The sequence below is a fragment of the Verrucosispora sp. SN26_14.1 genome, from assembly GCF_004307965.1.
Taxonomy (GTDB): Bacteria; Actinomycetota; Actinomycetes; order Mycobacteriales; family Micromonosporaceae; genus Micromonospora.
This window is the reverse complement of the sequence record NZ_SISL01000452.1, coordinates 1-4,726: the sequence shown is the minus strand read 5'-3', so window position 1 is coordinate 4,726 and position 4,726 is coordinate 1. Positions and strand designations below refer to the sequence as shown.

3 protein-coding genes and 2 pseudogenes are annotated in these 4,726 nt (G+C 74.5%); 3 read left to right on the top strand and 2 right to left on the bottom strand.

What is annotated here, in order from left to right; genetic code table 11:
• Positions 1-18: 18 nt before the first annotated feature.
• Positions 19-1,290, bottom strand: a pseudogene (locus tag EYA84_RS26835) (HAD-IIIA family hydrolase); the annotation flags it as partial.
• 214 nt (positions 1,291-1,504) lie between these two features.
• Here EYA84_RS26835 and EYA84_RS26830 point away from each other — a divergent pair.
• The gene (locus EYA84_RS26830) at positions 1,505-1,951 is read left to right on the top strand and encodes an SRPBCC family protein (RefSeq protein WP_131056499.1); all 447 of its coding nucleotides are present in this window, start codon (positions 1,505-1,507) and stop codon (positions 1,949-1,951) included.
• 86 nt (positions 1,952-2,037) lie between these two features.
• A complete protein-coding gene (locus tag EYA84_RS26825; RefSeq protein ID WP_131056497.1) occupies positions 2,038-2,805 on the top strand; it encodes a polyprenol monophosphomannose synthase in 768 nt (255 codons plus the stop codon).
• Between the two features lie 54 nt (positions 2,806-2,859).
• Here EYA84_RS26825 and EYA84_RS26820 read toward each other — a convergent pair whose 3' ends face one another.
• Positions 2,860-4,473 carry an NAD(P)/FAD-dependent oxidoreductase gene (locus EYA84_RS26820; RefSeq protein ID WP_131056495.1) on the bottom strand — a complete coding sequence of 538 codons (1,614 nt, stop codon included), beginning with the start codon at positions 4,471-4,473 and terminating at the stop codon, positions 2,860-2,862.
• Between the two features lie 69 nt (positions 4,474-4,542).
• Between EYA84_RS26820 and EYA84_RS26815 the strand changes: the two are divergent.
• Positions 4,543-4,726 (top strand): annotated as a pseudogene (locus tag EYA84_RS26815) (aldehyde dehydrogenase); the annotation flags it as partial.

The window sequence follows — 4,726 nt, the reverse complement described above, 5'->3', positions numbered from 1 at the left end:
AGATGTGTATCAGAGCCAGCCGGCGACCCGGGCGGTCAGGTCCCGTTCCTGCGGGCCGCCGGTGACCACCACCCGGTGGCCTGCGGCGGAGAGGTCCCGGGCGATCCGCTCGGCCAGTTCCGGCGGGCAGCCCCGGGCCGGCGCGTCCGAACCCGGGTGCAGCACCACGTAGCCCGGTGCGCCGGTCTCCGGCGGCGGGGCGAGCGCCGGACGCAGTCGCAGGCGCGGCTCGTCGTGGGCGGGCAGCGCGTACCCGGCGGCGGCCGCCAGCGACAGGGCGCGTTCGGCCTCCGGCACACCGGCCGGCACCCGGTGCCGGACGTCCAGCAGGCTTCCCGGGTAGTCGTCGCTGATCGCGGCGATCCGCCGGACACCGGCCATCCGCAGCAGCAGGGCCAGCGGCAACGGCGACTGGTGGAACGAGGTGAAGACGACCGCCTCGTCGGCGGCGACGGCCGCCAACCGGGCGGTCAGCGCGGCCATCTCGGCCGGGTCGACGGGACCGGGCGCGGGATCGATCCACGGCAGCCGGTGCTCCACGATCTCGTCGACGCCGGGCAGCATCTCGGCGGCGGCCCGGCCGCGCGGGCCGCAGAGCAGCACCACCCGGTCCGCACCGGCGGCCACGGCCCGGATTCCGGGGCCGGTGACCAGCACGTCCCCGACCGAGTCGGCGCGCACCACCAGCACCGTCCGCCCCCGTCCCGCACCGGTCGGCCGTGGCGTGGCCGGGCGTAGCGCCTGCTGACGGCGCAGGATCTCGTCCACGGCCGACGGCAGGTCGGCGGCGAGCCACCCGGCGGCGGCGATCTCCTCGGCGCGGGTGACCGGTGTGGGCACCAGGATGCCCGCCGCACCGGCGGCCAGCGCCGCGGTGACGTCCCGGCCGATGTCGCCGATCATGACGCAGCGCGCGGGTACGGTGCCGAGTGCCCGGGCGGCGGCGTGCACCAGCCCGGGGGCGGGCTTGCGGCAGGCACAGCCGTCCCCGTCGTCGTGCGGGCACACCTGCCACGAGTCGAAGGGGCCGAGCAGGTCCTCGACGCGACGGTGCACCCGGTGCAGGTCCGCCTCGGTGAACAGGCCCCGGGCCAGCCCGGACTGGTTGGTGACCACGGCGAGCCGCAGGCCGGCGGCGCGCAACCGGTCCAGCGCGGCCCGCGCGCCGGGCATCGGACGCACCTTGTCCGGGTCGCCGTTGTACGGCACGTCCTCGACCAGGGTGCCGTCGCGGTCCAGCAGCACCGCGTCGAACAGGACCGGACCGGCCCGGTCGACGCCGGTCAGCACCCCGGCTGACCTGCGCTGATCCGGCTCCCCACGGTCCTGTCGCACGGGCGGCGGGTTCCCGGCGCCCCGAGGAGTAAACGTCGCCCGGGACGTGGTCGACGGGTACTCCACGCCGACCAGCGCACCGCCGCTCGCGGGTGGCCTTACCCACGGCCCCCGAGAAGCTAACCCGTGGTGCCGTTAGCCGGGCCGCCCACCTGGGTACGGCCTGTTCGTGGCGATCGTGGAACGGAACATCGAGGCACCGGTACGGCAGGTCTGGGCGGTGCTGGCGGACGGGTGGACCTACAGCGACTGGGTGGTCGGCACCGCGCACATGCGGGACGTCGACGACGACTGGCCCCGGGTGGGGACCCGGCTGCACCACCGGGCCGGCCCCTGGCCCTTCTCCCTGGAGGACTCCTCCCAGGTGCTGGAGTGCGAGCCGGAACGGAAGCTGGTGCTGCGGGTGAAGCTCTGGCCGGCCGGCGAGGGGGTGGTGGTCTTCACCCTGGAACCGGTCGGGCCGCACACCACCCGGGTGCTGCTCGGCGAGGACTTCGCCGCCGGCCCGCTGCGCTGGCTGCGCACCAAGGTCAATGACTTGGTGCTGCACCAGCGCAACAAGGAGACGCTGAGTCGGCTCGCGGACATCGCCCGCCGGCAGAAGACGCCGGACTGACCTGGCCAGGGGGAGCCGATTCCCCCTGGAACGGACAAGTGGCTACGCTCTCGGGGAAGCCTGTCCGCAGACCGAGGATGTCCTCCATGATCGAACCCGTCCAGTTACCCACGCCGTGGGGGGACGCGCGCCTGACCGTCGTGGTACCTACCTACAACGAGGCGGGCAACCTGCCACTGCTGGTCGAGCGCCTGCTCGCCCTGCCGTTGCCGGGCCTCAAGGTGCTGGTCGCGGACGACAACTCCCCGGACGGCACCGGCGAGGTGGCGGACAAACTGGCCATCGAGCACCCCGATCGGATCGAGGTCGTGCACCGGCCGGGCAAGGAGGGCCTCGGCCGGGCGTACGTGGACGGGATCAGCCGGGCCCTCGACGGCGGGGCCGAGTACGTGGCCCAGATGGACGCCGACCTGTCGCACCCGCCGGAGGCGCTGCCGGGAATGCTCGGCGCGCTGCTCTCCACCCAGGCCGGTGTGGTGATCGGCTCCCGGTACGTGCCCGGTGGCGAGCTGGACGAGAACTGGCCGCTGTACCGCCGGGCGCTCAGCGGCTGGGCCAACCTGTACGTGCACACGCTGCTGCGGGTCCGCATCCGGGACCTGACCGCCGGGTTCAAGATCTGGCGGGCCGACGCACTGCGCGACATCGGGCTGGAGCGGGTGCAGTCCAACGGTTACAGCTTCCAGGTGGAGATGCACTACCTCGCCACGAAGCTCGGGCACACCATCCTGGAGGTGCCGATCCGCTTCGAGGAGCGGCGCGACGGCGACTCGAAGATGACCACCGCCACCAAGATCGAGAGCGCGTTGATGCCGTTCAAGCTGCGTACCCGGCATCGCGGCATCGAGCGCTGAGCCACCGCGCGACACGCGACCGGCCGCGTCGAGGTGGCCGGTCGCCGCGACGCGTCAGCGGTACACGGCCCGGTGGGCGGTGTCCACGGCCCGGCGGTAGACACCGCCGGTGAGCGTCCGGTCCCGGGCCAGCGCGGCCCGGGCCGCGTTCGCCCCCGGTGCGCCGTGCACCCCGCCACCGGGATGCGCCGACGCGCTGGCCAGGAAGAGCCGGTCGACCGGGGTGTCCGCGCGGCCCAGTCCGGGCACCGGGCGCAGGAACAGTTGCTGGTAGGGCGCGGCGGTGCCACCACCGATGGCACCGCCGACCAGGCTCGGGTTGGCCTCCTCGAGATCGGCCGGCCCGAACACGTGCCGCCCCACCACGAGGCTCCGGAAACCGGGCGCGGCCGCCTCCAGCACCGCCTCCATCCGCTCCACGTGACCCAGCACGTCCTCGCCGCGCCAGTGCCGGCGGAACGGCAGGTGCGTGTACGACCAGAGCGACTCGGTGCCCGACGGGGAGTGGCTGGGGTCGGCCACCGACATCTGCCCGACCAGCAGGAACGGGTCGAGGGGCAGCTCACCTCGGGCGAGCGTGGCGGCGTACCCGGTCAACCCGCCGAGATCCGCTCCGAGGTGCACGGTGCCGACGGTGGCCAGGCGCCGGTTGGTCCACGGCACCGGCCCGGACAGCGCCCAGTCCACCTTCAGCGTCGAACCGTCCCACCGGAAGTGCTCCAGGTCCGCCACCAGCCTCGGCGGCAGCGCCGCCGCGCCGACCAGGTCCAGGTAGAGCGTGGGCGCGGGCACGTCGGCCAGGACCGCGCGACGCGCCCGGTACCGCCCGCCGTCGGCGGTGCGGACGCCCATCGCCCGCCCCCGGGCCACCAGGACCCGGTCCACGTGGGCGTCGTAGTGGATCCGGCCGCCCCGCTCGGCCAGCCGGGCCACCAGCGCGTCGGTGATCTTCTGTGCCCCGCCGGTCGGCACCGGCCAGCCGACCTGCTGGCCGAGCATGACCAGCAGCCAGCCGTACACGCCGGAGCCGGCGTCCTCGGTGGACAGGTCGGTGTGCAGCGCCGAGCCCGCCAGCAGCGCCGGTCCACCGGCACCGCGGAACATCTCCTCGCCGAGGCGACGCACCGGCAGGACCATCCGCCGGGCCAGCCGCAACGCACCGCCGGTGTGCAGCCGACGCAGCATGTCCCACCCGGGGCGTACCGGCGGGAAAGGGGTGGTGATCAGGTCCAGCATCGGGTCGGCGATGCGCTGCCACTCGGCGTACGCGGACAGCCAGCGTTCGCCGTCGCCGGGCGCGAACTCCTCCAACGACGCCGCCGTGACGTCGGGGTCGCGGTTGAGCAGCGCGGCGCGGTCGTCCGGGAAGAGGTGGGCCAGCACGTCCGGGGCGTGCCGCCAGGCCAGCCCGTACCGGGTCAGGTCGAGCCCGCGCAGCACCGGCGAGGCGTAACCCAGCGGGTAGAAGGAGCTGTAGAGGTCGCTGAGGTAACCGGGCGAGGTCACCTCGGCCGAGCGCACCGCGCCACCCGGCGCGCCGGTCGCCTCCAGCACCAGCACGTCCCAGCCCGCGTCGGCGAGCAGGTTCGCGGCGACCAGACCGTTGTGGCCGGCGCCGACGACCACCGCGTCGGCTGTTTCGGCGCCGAGAGAACCGGACGACGTCATCCACCGACGCTACCCGGGCTCAACCGGGCGAAACGTTTGCCCGCCGACCATCGGGGCATGCAGCGCGCCATGTACACGGTTGCGCAGCTCATCGGTGGGGTGTGGGGGGCCGGCGGGGAGGCCGGTGACCTGGTGGTGCACGACCCGGCCACCGGTGCCCCGGTGACCGGCGCGCCGGTCGCCACCTCGGACGAGGTCGACAAGGCCGTCGCGGCGGCGCGCGGCGTGGCGGCCGAGTGGGCGGCGACGCCCC

Bases quoted from the DNA above. Each gene is read 5' to 3' on its own strand.
- EYA84_RS26820 (WP_131056495.1), bottom strand. From the start codon at position 4,473: ATGACGTCGTCCGGTTCTCTCGGCGCCGAAACAGCCGACGCGGTGGTC.
- EYA84_RS26825 (WP_131056497.1), top strand. From the start codon at position 2,038: ATGATCGAACCCGTCCAGTTACCCACGCCGTGGGGGGACGCGCGCCTG.